At 50.9% G+C, this 18,280-nt stretch carries 15 protein-coding genes, 3 pseudogenes and 2 riboswitches; of the genes and pseudogenes, 10 read left to right on the top strand and 8 right to left on the bottom strand.

The window, feature by feature from the left end; all coding sequences use genetic code 11:
* Window positions 1–27 precede the first annotated feature (27 nt).
* A riboswitch (Fluoride riboswitch) is annotated at window positions 28–100 on the bottom strand.
* A 96-nt stretch (window positions 101–196) separates the two neighbouring features.
* Both QU606_RS07820 and crcB read right to left on the bottom strand, forming a co-directional pair.
* Window positions 197–520, bottom strand: coding sequence for a DUF190 domain-containing protein (locus QU606_RS07820; RefSeq protein ID WP_304998271.1), 324 nt, complete (start codon window positions 518–520; stop codon window positions 197–199).
* Window positions 521–530: 10 nt separating this feature from the next.
* Window positions 531–914, bottom strand: coding sequence for a fluoride efflux transporter CrcB (gene crcB / locus QU606_RS07815; protein ID WP_047338305.1), 384 nt, complete (start codon window positions 912–914; stop codon window positions 531–533).
* 138 nt (window positions 915–1,052) lie between these two features.
* Window positions 1,053–1,113: riboswitch (Fluoride riboswitch) on the bottom strand.
* 63 nt (window positions 1,114–1,176) lie between these two features.
* On the opposite strand from crcB, the pseudogene QU606_RS07810 reads away from it, so the two are divergent.
* The 7 genes and pseudogenes from QU606_RS07810 to QU606_RS07780 all read left to right on the top strand — a co-directional run.
* Window positions 1,177–1,346: pseudogene (locus tag QU606_RS07810) on the top strand (sodium-independent anion transporter); the annotation flags it as partial.
* Between the two features lie 197 nt (window positions 1,347–1,543).
* A pseudogene (locus QU606_RS07805) lies at window positions 1,544–1,756 on the top strand (DNA polymerase V subunit UmuC); the annotation flags it as partial.
* 58 nt (window positions 1,757–1,814) lie between these two features.
* On the top strand, window positions 1,815–3,128 hold the full coding sequence (locus QU606_RS07800) for a site-specific integrase (protein WP_263234102.1): 1,314 nt from the start codon (window positions 1,815–1,817) through the stop codon (window positions 3,126–3,128).
* Window positions 3,121–4,857: a site-specific integrase gene (locus QU606_RS07795; RefSeq protein ID WP_263234100.1), complete on the top strand. Its 1,737-nt coding sequence runs from the start codon at window positions 3,121–3,123 to the stop codon at window positions 4,855–4,857. The genes QU606_RS07800 and QU606_RS07795 overlap by 8 nt, the downstream gene beginning before the upstream one ends.
* Window positions 4,854–6,872 carry a hypothetical protein gene (locus QU606_RS07790; RefSeq protein ID WP_263234098.1) on the top strand — a complete coding sequence of 673 codons (2,019 nt, stop codon included), beginning with the start codon at window positions 4,854–4,856 and terminating at the stop codon, window positions 6,870–6,872. The genes QU606_RS07795 and QU606_RS07790 overlap by 4 nt, the downstream gene beginning before the upstream one ends.
* Window positions 6,862–7,308, top strand: a complete 447-nt coding sequence (locus QU606_RS07785; protein WP_263234096.1) for a hypothetical protein — start codon at window positions 6,862–6,864, stop codon at window positions 7,306–7,308. Before QU606_RS07790 ends, QU606_RS07785 begins: the two co-directional genes overlap by 11 nt.
* Before the next feature lie 21 nt (window positions 7,309–7,329).
* Window positions 7,330–7,395, top strand: a pseudogene (locus QU606_RS07780) (inorganic pyrophosphatase); the annotation flags it as partial.
* A gap of 179 nt (window positions 7,396–7,574) precedes the next feature.
* Here the strand turns inward: QU606_RS07780 and QU606_RS07775 are convergent.
* Both QU606_RS07775 and QU606_RS07770 read right to left on the bottom strand, forming a co-directional pair.
* Entirely contained in the window at window positions 7,575–8,096 is a 522-nt protein-coding gene (locus QU606_RS07775; protein WP_263234094.1) for an NUDIX hydrolase, read from the bottom strand.
* 63 nt (window positions 8,097–8,159) lie between these two features.
* Window positions 8,160–8,513 (bottom strand): TraR/DksA family transcriptional regulator, encoded by a 354-nt coding sequence (locus tag QU606_RS07770; RefSeq protein WP_008438036.1) that lies wholly within the window; start codon window positions 8,511–8,513, stop codon window positions 8,160–8,162.
* A 542-nt stretch (window positions 8,514–9,055) separates the two neighbouring features.
* On the opposite strand from QU606_RS07770, the gene QU606_RS07765 reads away from it, so the two are divergent.
* From QU606_RS07765 to QU606_RS07755, 3 genes are read left to right on the top strand one after another with little or no spacing between them, the layout of a single operon-like run.
* Window positions 9,056–10,348 (top strand): exo-alpha-sialidase, encoded by a 1,293-nt coding sequence (locus QU606_RS07765; protein WP_032899708.1) that lies wholly within the window; start codon window positions 9,056–9,058, stop codon window positions 10,346–10,348.
* A complete protein-coding gene (locus QU606_RS07760; RefSeq protein ID WP_168224324.1) occupies window positions 10,348–10,962 on the top strand; it encodes a hypothetical protein in 615 nt (204 codons plus the stop codon). Before QU606_RS07765 ends, QU606_RS07760 begins: the two co-directional genes overlap by 1 nt.
* A 49-nt stretch (window positions 10,963–11,011) precedes the next feature.
* The gene (locus QU606_RS07755; RefSeq protein ID WP_008438033.1) at window positions 11,012–13,051 is read left to right on the top strand and encodes an LTA synthase family protein; all 2,040 of its coding nucleotides are present in this window, start codon (window positions 11,012–11,014) and stop codon (window positions 13,049–13,051) included.
* 126 nt (window positions 13,052–13,177) lie between these two features.
* Here QU606_RS07755 and cfa read toward each other — a convergent pair whose 3' ends face one another.
* The 4 genes from cfa to QU606_RS32840 form a co-directional block, all read right to left on the bottom strand.
* Window positions 13,178–14,353 carry a cyclopropane fatty acyl phospholipid synthase gene (cfa, locus tag QU606_RS07750; RefSeq protein ID WP_032899707.1) on the bottom strand — a complete coding sequence of 392 codons (1,176 nt, stop codon included), beginning with the start codon at window positions 14,351–14,353 and terminating at the stop codon, window positions 13,178–13,180.
* A 127-nt stretch (window positions 14,354–14,480) separates the two neighbouring features.
* A complete protein-coding gene (locus QU606_RS07745) occupies window positions 14,481–15,329 on the bottom strand; it encodes a universal stress protein (protein WP_083853246.1) in 849 nt (282 codons plus the stop codon).
* A 15-nt stretch (window positions 15,330–15,344) separates the two neighbouring features.
* Entirely contained in the window at window positions 15,345–16,832 is a 1,488-nt protein-coding gene (locus QU606_RS07740; protein ID WP_008438030.1) for a SulP family inorganic anion transporter, read from the bottom strand.
* Between the two features lie 787 nt (window positions 16,833–17,619).
* Window positions 17,620–17,865 carry a S1 RNA-binding domain-containing protein gene (locus tag QU606_RS32840; protein ID WP_369124851.1) on the bottom strand — a complete coding sequence of 82 codons (246 nt, stop codon included), beginning with the start codon at window positions 17,863–17,865 and terminating at the stop codon, window positions 17,620–17,622.
* Window positions 17,866–18,280: the final 415 nt, after the last annotated feature.

Genomic DNA, 18,280 nt, shown 5'->3' with positions numbered 1-18,280 from the left:
CGAACGCCTACAGACCTGATTGATCAGGTTTCTGTAGGCATCATCAGCTGCTACGGGCGCAGCGGTTGGTTAATGGAGGAATGCCATCTCCAATCCGTCGATCTTAGCTAGCTCCGCTCAAAATGTAAAATCATGTTACGGAAACAACAAGCACAGGAAGATCTCCTGAAGCCTAGCTTGGTAAAAGGATGCCGGACTAGGTGGTTTTTTTGCCGACGAAGCCCATTTCAATTGGAGTCTTTATGTAAAACACCGAGATTTCCTCAAGCTCCAATCGTACGAACAACCGTTCAGATTCGTCCTCGGTGATAGCCATGCGAATCTCGGTAGGCTGATCCGCCAGTTCAAAAAAATGGGAGGAGTGCAGCCGACCGGTATGCCCAAAACCCTCGATACCCGTAGATAGGGTCGCACCACGTAGTCCCATTTCTTTCGCCAAATCAACGATCCAGTCGCCGAGCATATTGCCCTGATAACGACGGTTCTGTTGGGTAAAGAAAATCACCAGGAAACCTTTCATTTTCATCTCCTCAGCGCGTACCGATAATTTGATAGGACAGAAGCCCGGCAGCCGTCATCGTCAGCGAGCCCACGACGTGTAATGAAATTGAGCCGAACGCCCAGAGCAATCTGCCTTCCTGGATCAGGGCAACTGTTTCTGCCGAAAACGTAGAAAAGGTGGTGAGCCCTCCACAGAAACCCGTGATGATCAGCAGGCGCCACTCAGGGCTCAGAGTCGGGGATGCGGCCAAAAACGCGATTGCTAAGCCGATGATGTAGCCCCCGATCATGTTTGCAATCACAGTGCCTGGGGGAATCGTGGGGAACAATGCGTTTAGCTTCATACCCAATAGCCAGCGCAACCAGGCACCGAGTGACGCGCCAACGGCGATAACCAAAAGTGATTTCAGCATGGTGGGCTCACCTCGTCAGACCTAGGCCAAATAGGTAACAGGTAAGCACAAAAAAAGAGAGGCGACTGGGGTCGTAGGATCATAATCCTGTCCTAGCTCAGGGACAGGGAGCGGATACACCTACGCACCCTGTCCAGGGTTCACGTAGGCATCATCAGCACTAGGCGGTTAAAGGAGGAATGCCATCTCCTGAAATCATCGTATATCAGCCCCCTCAGAAGTATCAAGGCATACCAAACTTGAATTCAAGGAATACATCGGGGATATCGCGGCGGTGGCGGCTCTCGACAAGGTGGTGCTCAGACTCCGTCGTGTATGTGCGCGGTCGACATCATTGGCATGAACCAAGCGACCTCCATGCTGGTGGATCGGTTCGGCGTCCATGACAAACCTGACGTCATCGATACTCTGATGCGTGATATCGAGGCCTGACTTCGACGAATAACTCTCGATGTGCGCCTCCAGGACGGACGCCACGAGCGTCAAACTATCTATGCCGAATTGCCTTCGTCTGTGTGAATCAAAAGGCTTATTTGATCCCGCTGAATCGCCAAAACCATAAAAAATGTTAGTGGTGTATTTTCAATATAAATCAATATGTTATCTTCCGCTAACTGTTAGTGTCATTCAGATCAAACGATGGCTGTGTCATTGCCCGTAGCTACGACGCGAAGCCCTTCATCGAGATGGGCGAGCCGTATTTCCAGATCAAGCACAAGCTCAAGCAGCACGGCATTGCCCCGTTCTCTTCCAACTATGCGCTGTACGGCGACATGAGCGAGTGTGTGATGAGCCTGATTGAGGCAATGGTACCGGCCGTTGAGGTGTACAGCATCGATAAGAATAAGTTGCATACCGTGGACGTCCAAAGTTAGATGGCGTCTTCATGGACATTGACGTTTGTTCTTACAGAGATTTCCCTTGCCTACCGTCGAACACATTCACTTCAGTCCGCATGACCTTTCTGTCAAAGACCGCCTGATTAGCTACTCGCTGAATAGCTCCCGTGTAGTGATCGAAGGACTACCACAAATATTCTGGGAAGACGGTTTGCCCTGGAGAGAAGCCAATCTCTGGGCTATGGAGAGAGTCACCAATGGTGAGGCAATCCTTAAGACCGTTTCTAGCAACCTGAACGGGCTGTTGAACTACGCGAAGTTTTTGGAGAGTCGCGGACTTCAGTGGTTTGAGTTTCCGTCTCGAAAGGCTGATCGATGTCTTGTTCAGTACCGTGGGGCGCTTATCAAGGCTCGTGATGCTGGTCATATCAGTCCTGCCACGGCTTCCGAGTACATGCGTAACTGCATCAGTTTCTACAGGTGGGTCAGGAGGCGTGGCCTTCTAAACCCGCTATTGTCGCTGTGGAAAGACAAGCGCTATTTCATCAAATACTTTGACCAGGTCGGCTTTGAGCGAACGCTAGCTGGCACCACCACCGATCTGGGTATTCCAAACCGAAAACGCATTGGGGTCACTTTGGAAGGTGGGCTACTTCCAGTGTCTGCGGTTGATCGAGACGCCATTCTTGATTTCGCAAAAAAGAGCGCCTCACCCGAGCTTTACCTGATGTTGGCTCTAGGTTTCTTTACGGGTATGCGACTGGGAACGATCTGTGACCTTCGTATCGATACGTTGGAGCGTGCCCTACATGATCCGTCTGCTAAAGGTCTGCTTCTGATATCCGTAGGGCCAGGTGCGTCCCCGCCCGTGCATACCAAATTTGGAGTAACTGGCCAGGTATGGATTCCCGAAGCTTTGTGTTCAGAAGTCTTGGAGTACGCCAAGGGTCTTCGCAGGTTGACTCGCGAGGCATCTGCTGCTGGCGAGCATCGAGACTTAGTGTTCTTGACACGTTTCGGAAACCCTTTCGGACGTCGCAACAGTGATCAGTCTTCGGCCATAAACGTTGAGATGTCATCGCTTAGAAAATTAGGCATCGCGTCGGGCATCAAAGCGCTCAGGAAGTTTCGCTTCCACCAATCCCGATGCACCTTTGGAACTGAGTTAGCTAGGCTCGCTTTAGCAAATTGCACTGATGTGGCGATAGTGATTGCGACTGTCAGCAATGCATTGCTCCACGGTCGAAATTCGGAGGCTACCACCTTCAAATACATCAAATTTGTGCAAGCCGCACCCGCTAAGCAGGCCATTGCGAACAGCTTCATGACTGCGTTTACAGGGATTGCTTCGATGCAGGGAGCAAGCAATGAATAATCTGACGTTTTCAGACCTAACGTTTCCAATGCTTGAGTACGCGAAAAATGAGACGCCCTGGGATCTGGCACCACTTTTATACAGCGGTGGTGCTAAGGCAAAAGTGAAGACTGTACGCAGTGAAATCACATCAGGTGCTTTGGGTGATCCTTTGCTGGAGCGGGTAGAGCTTGTGAAGAGGCTCCATGACTGTTTGACCGACGACCTTGTCGGCGGGCGGAGCCGCTTTTCGGCAAATAACAAGATTGGTGCGTTGAGGAAGTTTTTTCAGTGGGTGGATCAGTGCGAGCGTCCGTTGAGCATTAATACGGTCGCGGAGGAATACCTGGGGTGGGCTGAACACCTTCTACAGCGTCATCGCGTGGAAGGCTATCTAACTGCCGGATCATTATACGACGCGGCAAGTTTAACCGCGACGATGCTCGACCGAGTTTTAGGCCGAAGCTCGACGCTTCTGTACAGCACCCGAATCCGCAAGCCTAGAGGCAACGGAAAGGCCAGTAATGGGGGCGCTGATAAGCAAAGTTTAGAAGAGAGCTTTTCATTCGGGCAGTTCATTGCCGACGTCTGTACGTCCCTTACCTATGAAGCTGTGACGGGGCCACTTCCCATCCACGTGGAGTTGCGGTCGGGTTCGACGCTACCTATCTGGTGCGGCCTGCGCGATACAGAGAAGGAAGCGCCACGACGGACTCGACCTCAAACCAAATTCCAGATTGCGGCCATCCTTAGAAACCGCGAACTTCGTAACGCTGACGTTTCAATCGAGACTCGATACCCGGCAGTGAATCTGCGAATCGAAGCCGAGCTGCTCATGTTCATCGCACAAACCGGCATGAATTTGTCGCAGGCGCATCAGCTTCGGATCGACCAATACCATTACACGAGTCATTTTGATGGTTACCAAGTGAGGTCTTACAAAAATCGCCGTCAGGGTGAAGTGCTGTTTGACGTTTTCTCAAGCTACAAGCAGTGGTTCGAACGCTACATTGAGTGGCGTAACACGTGGTTTCCAGACGATCTAGAGGGAATGATTTTCCCTCTCGTCCGCCCTGGGGGACGTCTCGTTTTAGAAGCTCCTCAGTTCACGGCTATTGCGCGCGTCTGCACCGATTCCAGTGTTCGATTCGTTCGACCTCGTAAGCTCCGGGGTGCGCGTATTAATTGGCTGTTACGTGAGTCGCAACGCCCCGAACTGGTGGCGGAAATCGCACAGCACACCGCTGAAACTTTGATCCGTGTGTACGCCGAGCCCAATCCGCAAATTGCGATGATAGAAATCACTCGGTTTCACCGGCAAGCAGATCCCGTCGTTTGCTCACCTGCTCCAGGTACTTGTGTGGCGCCGATACCAGAATCGGTCGTGGATGCTCCGACTAATGCTCCTGATCCAGATTGTATCAACGCTGCGGGTTGCCTTTTCTGCGTCAATCATCGGGATATTGAAAGCGAGGATCACGTCTGGTCTCTGAGTAGTTTGCGAGTGCTCAAGAGCTTGGAGCTAGTTAGATATCGCCCAGCTTGCACGGATAGATCTGACGAGGCTGACCATCCAGCGATGCTTGCGGTCGAGCGACTGAGTGCGAAGTTACGGTTCTTTCAAGAGAGTAGCGAGGTACGTCGGCTTTGGGTGGAAGAGGCATTCGCACGCATAGCTGAGGAGGACTATCACCCAGCTTGGGACGGATTTATTCGGCTTGCGGAAGTTACAGCGGGGGCTTCCCTATGAATATGCTCACGACGTTAGGGCTTTCTATCGAGTCGCCTCTCGCCGTTCCTGGGGCATCGAATTACCGTCCAGAGAGCTGGCCTCCGCCACCTGATTGGCCCGTCATAATTGATGCGCAGGGCAACGTAGTAAGCCGCTGGGGTGATCCAATTTGGAGGCTTGATCCATGGGCCAAGAAGGCACTGACCCTGAATTTTGGTGATGGGCCAGTTAAAAAATCAGCGGCGCCAATTAGCTCAAAAAACGCAAATTTACTTCGAATCATCACTGGCTGGTGGCTATACGGGCCGTACGGCGCTCGTGGCTACAGATCCCTTAAAACGCGTTTCGATCAGATGCGGCGGCTCTTTGTTCTTTGCGAAGAGGCAGGAATACTTGCCAGTGAATTAAGCCACTTTCCACGCGTATGCGAACGGATCCCTGCCTTTCTTCATACCTCAAGAAAAACCGAGTTTCTGACGTTAATGCATGAGCTTTACGCGTCCAGGGATGCTATAGGGTTTACGTTGCTGGATTCAGGCTCCCTAACCCGTCTGGCTGCGCTTTTTCCAACTCACCATACAGCTCAAACACCTTACATTCCTCCACGTATTTGGCGCTATCAAGTTACTAGGCTGCGAGAGTGCCTTGATGACTTCCTATCCCATCGAGAACAGGTTGAAGCTTGTTACCGGTTCTGCTTCGCGGCTTACGAACATAACCAGAGGGTTTCGGAGAGAACGGTGTGCGTAAACGCCCCGCCTTTTTGCGGCCATAAAATGCATTTATCAGGCTCTAAAACAGGGCTTCGTTTTCTCGGCGTGTTTGCAGATACCGCAAAACGCTTCGGCATCTTTGAGCTACTTGAACGTTGGGTGGGTAGAAGTGGCGGCTTGCAAGTAAGAGCGCTGACTAGCTATCTGAAACTGGTCAACGGCGCGGGATTAGCTTACGTCCTTAACTTCAGTCTCATGCGGGTTGAGGAGGCATGGAATCTTCGAGCCGGGTGCCTTGACATCGAGCACGACAAGAGCTTCGGCGACATTTTTTTGTTACGTGGGCAGACGACAAAAACGCTCTCTGATAGCGACGCCGTTTGGGTCACATCTCCATCTGTGGCAGTCGCCGTGAAGGCGATGGAGGTCATTTCTCTATTTCGCTCACTGTACGCACCTCACAAAGCTGCGGGAGATCTCGCCGGGCGTTACTTGACCGATTTTTCTTACGAGCCCTGGAGCTCATTGCGCAATAAAGGTAATCACTCACTTAGACCGAGCATTCAGTCATATTCCGACCTTTTGGGGCACGGGAAGCTCTTTGACTTAGGACGTTTGCGTATCACGGCTGAGGATTTGAAATTGGCCCGGCTAGCTACCCCTACACTGCCGGAGGAGTATCAAGTGGGCGCTGTATGGCCGTTGGCGTGGCATCAGTTGCGTAGAACTGGGGCAGTAAACATGCAAGCTTCCGGACTCGTAAGTGATGCTTCGCTTCAGTACCAGCTTAAGCACGTCACTCGAGCGATGAGCCTTTACTACGGACAAAATCACTCGCGGCTGCGTCTAGAGGAGAAGGCTCACACTCTCTACGTTCGCACAATGTACGAGACGCTTGGAAGAGAGTTACAGCAGCTTACGAGTGAGCGTTTTGTCAGTCCCCATGGAGACAAACGAAAGGCTGAGATCGTTCGGCTGATTTCGCCAGAAGATGCGAAGAAGATGATTGGTTTGGCAAAGAAAGGCGCGGTCGCCTGTCGCCCAATCATTCTTGGCGTTTGTTCGAGTCGCCAGCCTTGTCCGTACGGCGGAATTGACAACATTGCCCATTGCGGGGGCGGTGATTCAATGGATGCAAAACCTTGCCCTGATGTGCTGTATGACTCAGAACGATTGGGCGCGGTAGATGATCTTGAACATGTACTCAATGAGCGGCTTGCTACTGCTCAGGATGGAAGTCCGCTAATGGAATCTTTGATGGCTCAACAGCGAAGTGTAGAGAGCTTCCGTCGTGTCGTAGGGAGCGCAAATGGACGTTGAACTCCCTGCTCGCCGCAGCGCGGCTGATCAATATCGTGATGCTTTTGAGCGCCTGAAACTCAATAGGCCACAGCTTCTACCGAAGGGGACACCGGTCACTCAGAACAACGTGGCCAAAGAGGCCGGGAGCGATCCGTCGGCGCTTAAGAAGTCTCGTTTCCCGAGTCTCATCGCAGAGATAAAAACCTACGTGGAACAACATGCGGAGGAGCGACCTCCTTCGTTGAACCAGGTAAATCTTCTCGCCCGCCAGAAAAGCCGCGCCCTGCGTGATCGGATTGAGCAAGTTGCCCGGCAGCGCGACCAACTCGCAAGTTTATTGAGCGAAGCGGATGCGAAAATCATTGAGCTGTATGACCGTATCGCTGAGCTTGAGCGGCAGTTGCCTGCGTCAAATATAATTTCGTTGGATCCGCGCGGGCCGAGAAAGCTTTGAGATAACAGCGCGCATGCAGCTAAGTGGGTGAAGATGGGGCGTTGGGGAAGCGCAGATGAAGCGCGGGAAGAAATTCGCAAGTCGGTAGGGGATGTCGCCACGGTGACACTGATCGATAAAGGTAGCGTGGTTGTTGCTATGTTGCTCGCCAGTCTGGTGCTTCGGGAGGTCATTACGTTGCGCTTGATCGCCGGTGCGGGCTTGATCGTGGCAGAGCTGCTTGTAATAGCCAAGAAGCCCTAACACAGGTGCAAGTCGGTGTTCAGCTATGGCGCCAACTTGGATGCGACTTTTTTCAGCATGAAAGTTTCGCGCTGAATGGACTGTCCCATCGATGAATCCTGACGCTGCATCACGGCTTCATTGTGCGTTATGGCTTCATGCAGGTTGATCCAGACAGGCCGCATACCATTAGCGATTTCGTGGCTTTCCATTCTCACGGGCTCTAGCTGGGACGCTACTTCGCATTGATAAAAATGCGAGGTCATGTGCATCAGATCGTACTGTGGCTTCCAGTAGGGCCGGTACTCCTCAATATAGCCGTAGTGCTGGAGCACCTGAATTTCACGAGCACCAGTCTCTTCCTCAAGCTCACGCTTCAGGCCTGCGACAATGTCTTCGTCACCATCAAGGCCGCCGCCAGGAAAGCTGAAGTCGTTATAGCGCTCGGTGAACAGCAACAGGATCTGTTCATTCCGCATCACGATGCCGCGTGCTGCATGTCGACGGAATACTCTGCCCTGTTTGGATTTCAGCTCGGGGTGAACAATTTCAGTTATGAGTTGCATGTGGTCTTCAGCTCAAGCGAGTGATGGGGGCCGAATCAATTTTTCAGCATTTTTCAGCGGTTTTTAGTTGCCCTTTTCGACTTGTTGAGCGCATCCAATGCACAGCGCAGTGGCTGGATCGAAATCCAGCCTGCCTTGAGCTATTAGCTCGTCGCACTCGACGCAATAGCCATATAGGCCTTCGTCAACTCTTCGAAGCGCGGCCTCAATACGTAGTCGCTCACCCCTACCTCGGGCTCGGTTGGCGTCCAGCATGGCTTGTTGCTGCAACGCATCCATGCGCGAGAGTCTACCTACCTTGCTTTGATCTAGCTCTATGGACTCGCGTGATTGTGCTGAGGACTCAAAATTTTCCAATTCAACCAAGCGGGCAAGTAGCAAATCGCGAGCGTGTCTCAATTTAATCTCATCACTCATGGCAATGCCTACTAATGCAGTCTAGGGGCGTTAGGTGCGAGGCACCTCCGTGAACGCTGCCGGTTGGAACTCACGAAAAAGGCTGTGGATTGGCGGAAGGAAGACCGCCCATGCCAGCTATCCGACGGCCTAAAATTTGTGTGCGTTGACGCATTGCTGGCATTCCATGGATCAAACCTAACAGAGGTGTCGATAAATAGTCACGCCCTCGATCTAGACAGTGTCTGGCATAGCATCTGTGCTTGTGATCACGCAGGAGAGCTGGATATTACGTGCGGTAATGATTGCCAAACTCGAAATCCATGGTAACAAATCGATACCTCAAGACAGGTAGTTGCGGTTGCGTCTAGGGGACTGCTGGGCGATGATTTGGCCCCGTTGTTAAGCATCTAGTCATTTCGTTCTCATTTTGAGTTGAGTCAGGCCCTTGTAGAAACCACGCAAACACCACTTCGCCATGCCTCCTCCGCTGAGGTATGTGTCCGGTCGCTTCCTGCTTATTAATCAGGAGCGTCGTGTGTTTGTGTATAAATGGTTTATAAATGCGCTTGAACAATATTTTTCTCAGCTCGGCTCTTGCTCTCCCGATTTTTGCTGTATTTGCTGCTGCTTGGTGGCTCCATCCTGATCGCCCTATCTCGGGTTTTTCCGTCTCAGCAAATGTCGATCAAAACGGAGCTAGCGCTCAGGCACCTTTTTACAGCAGCAGATTTGCCTCCTCGGATCTTGAAGAATTTGTACACGCCTCGTCGGTGGCGGCACTGCCAGATGGCGGTCTAATGGCTGTATGGTTTGCTGGCTCACGAGAAGGTGCAGCCGATGTACAGGTTCGCGGCGCTCGCTACGACACAGAAACTGCTGAATGGGGTGATGAACTCGTTCTTGCGACGCGAGAGTCGACCCAGAGTGCGACTCAAAAATACATACGCAAATTGGGCAATCCGGTTATTGCCTTGGCGCCCGATAACCGTCTGTGGCTCTTCTACGTGTCAGTCTCAGTAGGTGGTTGGGCTGGAAGCGCAATCAATGCAATGTACTCGGACGATTTGGGTAAAAATTGGTCACCCCCTCAGCAACTAATTACGACTCCCTTTTTGAACATCAGCACGCTCGTACGCAATGCTCCGATATTTCATCAGGATGGCACCATCGGTTTACCTGTCTACCATGAGTTTTTGGGGAAATTTGCTGAGTATCTTTACATCAGTCCCACAGGGAGTGTGATTGATAAAAGCAGAATCAGCAGAGGTAAGCACTCATTGCAGCCTACAGTTGTGCCCATGGATGAGCGTAACGCGGTCGCCATGTTGCGTTACGCCGGCGACACCTTCCACAAAGTGCTCGCGAGCCGAACGGAGGATGCAGGGCATACTTGGAGTGAGCCTTATCCACTTGACCCTGCTAACCCAAACTCATCACTTGCTGCAGTGGCAACACCTAATAACGGCTTGTTGGTCGCTTTGAATGATCTGAAGGACGGACGATTCCGACTTCGCCTAATGGGCACTAACTCTAGGTTGGATTTCTGGAAGCCTTTGATCAATTTGGATGAGTCTCCCGACCCAGAAGGTAATCCGTTTAGCGCTGAAGCATACCGGGAAATCATCGGCGACAAGTTCCGCCTATCCAGTGGCCCTCGAAGAGAAATGCTTGTTGATAAGTTCTTGGTGAACCTTGACCAGCGTGTCTGCGAAGAAACCGGTTGCAATTTCGAATATGAATATCCCTATTTTATCAAGAGTGCCGAGGGTCTCTATCACCTCGTTTACTCATGGAATAACACGTTCATAAAACATGTCAGCTTCAATGATGCCTGGCTAGAGGAGCAGCTCTGATGCTTGATCTTTGGCAAGCGCATTTGACCCTCGCGCTACTCGCATTCGTTGTTACTCCAAGATTTGGCCTACGTCCAGGTACGCAAGTGATATGGCTGATCGTCTTGCTGGGAGTCAGCTTTATTTCAATAAATGGGCTCTCGTTAGCAGCCTACGTTCGCAGCTTCACGGACGATATTGCCATCACGTCCCTTGTGGCGCTGGGATTTGCTGCTGCGGTACGTATAGGACTAGCGACGAGGCAGGATAGAACGGCTCGCTTGCAGCTACTGATCCCTTTAGCGGCGCTGGCCCTCTTTCTCTATCCGGCCACGATGGGGATGACCTACTTTGATCCATATCGACTGGGTTACAACCCGCGACCGTTGATCATGATTATCGGCGCGACGACGTTGGGGCTGATGGTGTGGAGAAACTGGCTGGGGGCCTGCATGTTCGGCCTGGCCACTTTGGCCTTCAGCTTGGGCGTTAAACCTTCCCCGAATTACTGGGACTATTTGCTCGACCCATTCATTGCTCTCTACTGCTGGGGAGCGTTGATTGGATACGCGATTAAGATGATCTGGCGCGGCTTGTCCGCACGACGAGAGTTCACGCTGCCGATACGTGTTTGATGGCTAGGCAAAACCACATTGATAGTTCTATAGATTGAGGATTCAAACGATGGGTTGGCTTCACTCGAGGCGCTTGCACTACTGGGTTGGTGCAGTAGCCATCCTTTTCGTAACGCTGGCGGCATTGCGCGGGCTGTTCTTCATAGGTTTCTCGGGATTCGCAGCCAGCGCTGTGAGCGAAGTTAAGGCAGTACCGGAAACCCTCGGAATAGGGCTGCGGTTTGACCTTCGCTTGGCAATCCTGCTGATGTTACCCGTTGCCCTGCTGGCGTGGTTGCCGGTGTGGAATCTGACACGCTCACGTGTAGTTCGCTGGTTGGCACGGCTCTACCTTGCGCTGGGGCTCGGCGCAGTAATGTTGATCTATATCGTCGACTTCGGTCACTACGCCTATCTGGGTGTGCGCATCAATGCGACCGTATTACGGTTTCTAGAAGACGCGCAGATCTCAACAGACATGGTCTGGCAAACCTATCCTGTGGTGTGGATTAGCCTTGGCTGGGCAGCTGTTACAGCCGTGATTTTTTGGCTATTGCTGCGTCTTGAGCGAGTGACCCTGGATCGTCCGGCAAAGCCCATCAGCCGACTCTCTCTGACCTGGGGCAGCGCCCTGATGGTAGTGGCTGTCTTCCTCGGTATTCTGGGCCGCGTCGAGAACATCAATCTGGAAAACCCGGTACCGCTTCGTTGGAGCGACGCCTTCTTCTCTGGCGACAACCAAATTTCAGCTTTAGGCCTGAACCCGGTGATTTTTCTCTACGACACTTTGAGGGTACCCAGTAAGCCCTATGATCGGGAGCAGGTCGCAGCACACTACGAGGTTGTAAGCCACTATTTAGGGGTCGACCAGCCTGACATAAAAAGCCTGAATTTTAGTCGCTTGCAGCCCCCGCAGCCCTACGCTATCGCGGGCGAGCAGCAACCGAATGTGGTTTTCATCATGCTCGAATCCTTGGGCACCAGCGCGGTGGGTGCTTATGGCAATCCGCTGAATCCCACCCCGAATATTGATCGACTGGCTAAAGAGAGCTGGTTCTTCAAGAACTTCTATGTGCCAGTTACCGGAACAGCGAAAACCGTATGGGCCAGTATCTCCGGCGTACCTGACGTCTCTCGTCAGGAAACGGCAACGCGCAACCCCCTAATCACTCGTCAGCACAGCTTGATCAATGCAATGCAGGGTTACGACAAGTATTACATGATCGGCGGTAATTCAGGCTGGGCCAATATGAATGCCTTGATTCGTCAGAGCATCGACGATATCCAGCTGTTGGAAGAACGTCACTGGAAATCACCAATCGTCGACGTCTGGGGTGTTTCGGATTTGGATCTGTTCAAGGAAAGCGACAAGATCCTTCGCCGGCAGGCTGAGGGCAAACCCTTCTTTGCCTATATCCAGACTGCGGGTAACCATCGGCCTTTTACCATCCCCAATGAGAACGACGGCTTCGAGGTGCTTGATTTACCTTTGGAAACCGTGCAGAACGCGGGCTCTCGCAGCGTGGCTCAATACAACGCGGTACGCCTGTTGGACTTCAACATTGGGCGCCTGATGGAAATTGCTCAAGAAGGCGGTTGGTACGAGAACACGATTTTTGTCATGTTTGGTGACCACAATACACGTATCAGCCAGATCCCGCATATGCCACCGGCATTCGAAAAACTGGGGCTTGAGAGCAATCATGTGCCCTTGCTGATCCACGCTCCGAAACTGCTGGAACCAAGAGTGATTGAAGAAGCTGTTGGTTTGGTCGACCTGCTGCCCAGTGTCCTCGGCATGGCCGGTATTGAGTTTCGCAACGGAGCGATGGGGCGAGATATACAGCAGCCAGCTACAGAAGGAGAGCGGGTGGTTCCTCTGGTGCTTAGAGAGGGTACGTTCCCGCTGATCGGTGGCGTGACAAAGGACTTTCTTCTGCAAATGCAGCACGATGGTAGTCAACCAAGCCTGCATGATATTGCTTCGCAAGAACCACTAAAGGACGTTGCTGACCAACACCCTGAAGAATTTCGTCGTCTGCTCGCGTTGACGCGAGGTCTGCATGAGACCTCACGACTGATGCTCTATCAGAACGTCAATACGGATTGAGTATTCATCGTGGAGGCCAGTCATGCTGAGCCTCCGCTCGGATATGAAGATCAACCTCGCATGGCTGTGAACCTCCAGATCGTGCGCTCCATCGAGCGGCGATCCGGGCCAGTACGATTGCACCGGTTATATTTCGGTGCTCAGAGTCGGCCTCAAGTAGCCGCCCATGACGCCTTCTTTTGAGAGAACCCACTGCCAGAGCTGAATATCCCGCGCACGAAACGCTCCAGCACACGACAACAGGTAGTAGCGCCACATTCGGTAGAATCGGTCACCTAACTCTGCTGAAAATTGTGGCCATGCGGCTTCAAAGTTGGCGTGCCAAGCCATCAAGGTCTTGTCGTAGTCAGCGCCAAAGTTGTGTAAATCCTCGACCACAAAAAGTCCGCCGGCAGCATCCCCGATCTGGCCGATTGATGGCAGGTCACCATTCGGAAAAATGTACTTATCGATCCACGGGTCTGGCGTAGTGTTTCGCTCATTTTTACCTATGGTGTGCAAAAGGCACAATCCGTCATTTACAAGGCAACGCGATGCGACCTCCATAAACTCCCTGTGATTTTTACGTCCGACATGCTCGAACATCCCTACGCTGACGACTCGGTCAAAAGCGCCATTTACTTCTCGATAATCCTGCAACCTGAATTCCAGTGGCAATCCAGCGTAACGTTTTTTTGCCCATTCAGCCTGTTCTTTAGAGATGGTCACCCCTACGCACTCGACACCGTAGTGTTCAGCGGCGTACCCCATAAAGCTCCCCCAGCCGCAGCCGATGTCAAGGACTCGCATTCCAGGTTCCAGTTTAAGTTTTCTGCAAATCAATTCGAGCTTGGCTTCCTGAGCTTCTGCAAGATTGCTAGCGTTTTCCCAGTAGCCGCAGGTATAAGCCATTCTTGGATCAAGCATGGCAGCATAGAAATCGTTGCCTAAATCGTAATGTGCTTCGCCCACCTGCCAAGCTCGCGTTGTACTCTGGCGGTTAAGCAACCGGACGCGCAGCGCATGAAACACAAGCTTGAAAGGCTGCACATGCTGATCGAGATGCGCCCGTAGGAGGTGACAGAAAAACTCGTCTAGACTTTCTGCATCCCAGTCACCATCCATGTAAGCGTCACCCAGCCCCAAGCTTCCATGTGCAAATGCTCGTTCAGGAACGTTACTCGCTTTAAGGTGCATATCCCAAGGACGATTACCGCCAATGCGTATATCTGCTTGCTCAAGCAATTCAACAGTCATCCTATGAATGTTGGAGTTAGGAGAGATAAATGCTGTGGATGGATTTGTTAGTGATTTCTGAGTCATTGATTAAATCCCGTGTTATGCCTCTTATTAAGAAGAGCTTCAAACATGGGTGGCCTCGAAAAATATATACGAGGCAACCTTTTCCAATGTGTGGCCGTCAGCGCAGCACCTTCTCGGCGGCTAGAAGCTAGCGTAAGAACAGCATGGGAATTGTTGCTTTACGCAAGGTTTTACTTGTTGCACTACCGACAAAAAAATTTTGGATTTTGGAGTGTCCGGATGAGCTCATTACCAACAGGTCTATTCTCTCCTCCTCACAATAGCGCTCAGTAACGACTGCAACCTCTCCAGGCATTACCGCTGCCTGCACACTGAAGTTTTCATTCTGTAGTAAGTTTCTTGCTATATCGACCTCACGCCAAGCCGTTTCTGATTCCTGATCGATCATCAATATGTGGCATCGAAGCCCCCTCAAAAAAGGACTTTGCGCAATCGTCTCAACACTTTTAAGGCCCGTCTCGCCTCCATCGAAAACCAACAAAAAGCTTCTAGGTATATTGAACTGGGAGGGCGTTACGAGCACGGGCCGTTTGAGTTTTAGAATGACATTCTCTACCTGTATTCCGATGTGCTCGCTTGGCGCTTCTCTGCCGTGTCCGTTTCGCCCAATAACCAACAGCCTGATTTCGCTTTCAAGTTCTTGAATGCAGTCAACTAAACGTCCATGGCGCTGCCGGCCTTGGGGGTGCACGATACCAAGTTGGTCTACACGGTGCTTCGCTGCCTCAAGCAGATAATTTCCATGGTCTTTTGCTAGGGCAGTACGTTGTTCATCGAGTTTTGCAAGATCGTGCAGCAGTCGCTTTCGAATGCCGATGCCAAGGGTGCCGCTGAGATCTGAGGGAGGAGCAGATTCTTCTGTCAATGCGTGTAAAAAGGTCAGCGGCGCGGCCAGGCGAACACTTGCCCATGCAGCATAATCACATACTGCAGTTGATGATGCTGAACCATCAATGCAGGCCATAACGTGAGTCATCGAATGCTCCATGAATCAGTGGCCCATCAACTGATCGATAGCGTCAGGTTTATCGTGGACTCCGAAACGGTCAACGATAGTCGCACTAGCCTCATTAAGGCCCAGCACCTCAACCTCAGTGCCTTCACGCCGGAATTTGATGACGACTTTGTCCAAAGCAGCAACCGCTGTAATGTCCCAAAAGTGTGCAAGGGTGAGGTCAATGACGACCTTTTCCAACGCTTCTTTGAAGTCAAACGAATCAACAAATTTGTCCGCCGAGTTGAAAAATACCTGGCCAACCACAGAGTATCTACGTTCGTTCCCGTGTTCGTCGATTTCAGAGCTTATGTCCATGTAATGGCCGATCTTGTTGGCAAAAAACATTGCCGCAAGCAACACACCTACCAGCACGCCGTAAGCAAGGTTGTGTGTTGCGACAACCACGATAACAGTGGCTACCATGACAATATTGGTCGATAACGGATGCTTTTTCAGGTTGCGCAGTGAGTCCCAACTAAAGGTTCCAATAGCTACCATGATCATCACGGCTACCAACGCGGCCATCGGAATCTGCGCAAGCCACTCGCCTAGGAATACCACCATCAGCAACAGGAAAACACCTGCTGCCAAGGATGATAGACGTGTGCGTCCTCCAGATTTCACATTGATGATTGACTGGCCGATCATTGCGCATCCGGCCATACCACCTAAGAGGCCCGACGCGATATTTGCAATCCCTTGGCCTTTGCATTCGCGGTTTTTATTACTCGGTGTATCAGTCAAGTCGTCGATGATTGTTGCGGTCATCATCGACTCTAACAAGCCGACCACTGCAAGAGCTGCTGAGTAAGGAAAGATAATCGCCAACGTTTCGAGATTGAGCGGCACATCCGGCCAAAGGAAGAACGGCAGAGTGTCCGGTAACGAACCCATGTCTCCTACGGTGCGGATATCAAGCCCAAGGTATATGGCAATTGCGGTCAATACGATGATGCAGACCAAGGGCGACGGAAGGAGTTTTCCGATCTTGGGCACATGAGGGAACAGGTAGATGATGCCCAGCCCCGCCAGCGTCATAACATAAACGTGCCATGTAACATTGGTTAATTCTGGCAGTTGAGCCATAAAAATCAGAATGGCTAATGCGTTAACAAAACCTGTGACCACAGAGCGAGAGACAAACCGCATCAAACTTCCAAGCTTCAAGTATCCGGCTATAATTTGCAAGACACCTGTTAGCAACGTCGTAGCAAGAAGATACTGTAGCCCGTGATCTTTTACCAAGGTAACCATTAATAGCGCCATGGCACCTGTTGCTGCGGTAATCATCCCTGGTCTTCCCCCTACAAAGGCGATGACAACAGAGATACAAAATGAAGCGTAGAGCCCCACTTTCGGATCGACCCCTGCGATGATCGAGAATGCTATTGCCTCTGGAATCAGCGCAAGGGCTACGACGATACCGGCCAGCAAATCGCCTCTTATATTGGACAGCCAAGATTGCTTTATTATTTGAAGCATTCGATTCCCCGTAAATAGATGCACTAAAAATTGGATACCTATTAAAAAGTTTCCATCGAGTATTTATGGCATATTTTAGCTACATAGCATTTGTCTTTTAATTTAGTAATAGGGGGCTAACAGGCCGAGGCCAAAAGCCTGAACTGAATTCATTTAGTGGCAAAAAAGCCTTCTCCTTTAAGCTAAACGTGCACCCGTGTTTACAGGAATGCAACAGTGAGCTTAGCTTCAGAAGTGGGCCTGCCTGACTATGGTGGAATACCGAGCTTTCTTATGAATATGGCGCGCACTACCGAGTCCAGGCAATGCATTAAGAAAAGACGGTGATGCATCAGAGCAAAGCTTAAAATTGGCGGCATTAGACCCCCATTTCAAAAATCCAAATACACCAAGCGCAGGAATGCATCAAAGGTTAACTGCTGAGCAGGAATTTCCGGATATACACCAGTCTACTCAGCAGAGAACGAATAGCATTGCCTTGATGGTGATTAGATGACATGTAAAATTACCGTCGTGCGTGGCGACGGTGGAGTGCCAAAAGCCTGCATTCTAAAATGCAAACATGCGGCGCTAAAGCGAGGGGGGATGGCTGTCTAAGGTGGACTAACAACCAGAAAGGAGCAGAAATTCATCATGTTGTCTTTGGATTGCCTGACATTGAATTTGAGAGAATTGTAACAGATATCTGATCGTCTCAGGGAGAAAAATTTGCAAATGCAGCCAATTTTTTACGACTAACCTTGAACCCTAGGGTCTGAATATCCATTTCTTTCGCTATGCGCTAAAGTCATTTGTAATGATACTCAGGTATATCTCTCATACTGAGACTGATTTGACCTCGGTCGTCAACATTGATGACCCTCACAGATATTGAGTCTCCCAAGTTTAGATATTCATACAGCTGACCTAACGGTTGATCGGCAACTTCAGGTAGTTGCAGCGTTCCATAGCATCCATATGGTAAAGATATACAAGCGAAACCTGCCTTTAACCTAAAGACGTGCCCTTGATAAATTCTGCCAGGGATGATCATATCATCTGAGTTTTCTCGAGTGTGGTGTGAAGGCCTATCCTCTTGAGCTGATCCCGGTAGTGAAGTTTTTTGACTGCGTGTGTCTAGATTTTCGGTGGTGGAGGTCTGGCGGCTAAGCGCTGAACAGAGACTATTATGCTCAAGTGTCAACTGCGTGTAGCTTGCATTAGCTAGCCAGTAGTGTTCGTCAAGTTCCAGCTGATAACTGCTGTTTTCAAGTATTAAATTAAATGATCGATTGGAACGTTCAACCTCCAGCCTATTCAACAAATTGCCCAGTAGCTGCCGTCTAGCTAGGAGGTCTTGCCTAGGAGATCTAAAAGTTAGTTTGCGCATCATTTATCCTCTTACTTGGCGCTACAAAGGAAAGTTAGGCACGTGCTGGAAAAGCTCTGAATTATGGATCTACATTTAG

Source organism: Pseudomonas sp. OVF7 (assembly GCF_030644265.1).
GTDB classification, from domain to species: Bacteria; Pseudomonadota; Gammaproteobacteria; order Pseudomonadales; family Pseudomonadaceae; genus Aquipseudomonas; species Aquipseudomonas gorinensis.
The sequence above is the reverse complement of the archived record's forward strand: the minus strand, read 5'-3'. Positions and strand labels throughout refer to the sequence as shown.